This is a genomic window from Clostridium sp. MCC344 (assembly GCF_018785365.1).
Taxonomy (GTDB): domain Bacteria; phylum Bacillota; class Clostridia; order Lachnospirales; family Lachnospiraceae; genus Pilosibacter.
The window spans coordinates 1-203 of the sequence record NZ_WQPQ01000118.1 but is presented as its reverse complement, the minus strand read 5'-3'; the positions used below and the strand labels follow the sequence as shown (position 1 = coordinate 203).

Annotated in this window: 1 pseudogene; it reads left to right on the top strand. The window is 51.7% G+C overall.

What is annotated here, in order from left to right:
* Positions 1 to 203 (top strand): annotated as a pseudogene (locus tag GPK90_RS18745) (ParB/RepB/Spo0J family partition protein); the annotation flags it as partial.

Below are 203 nucleotides of genomic sequence, written 5' to 3'. Positions count from 1 at the left end.
CAGGCGCAGGCAAAGCGTATGCGTGAGCTGGACGAAAAGAAGCTGCTCAACGGGGATGTGATCGACGGCATTATGATGGAGGACAAAAAGGAGGTAGACAAAGTGATTTTGACAGGTGCGGAACTGAGCAAGTATTTCGGCAAGGAAACTACGCCGAGGGAAATGAAGGACCAGATCATCAAGCTGCTGGACGACTGGAAGGG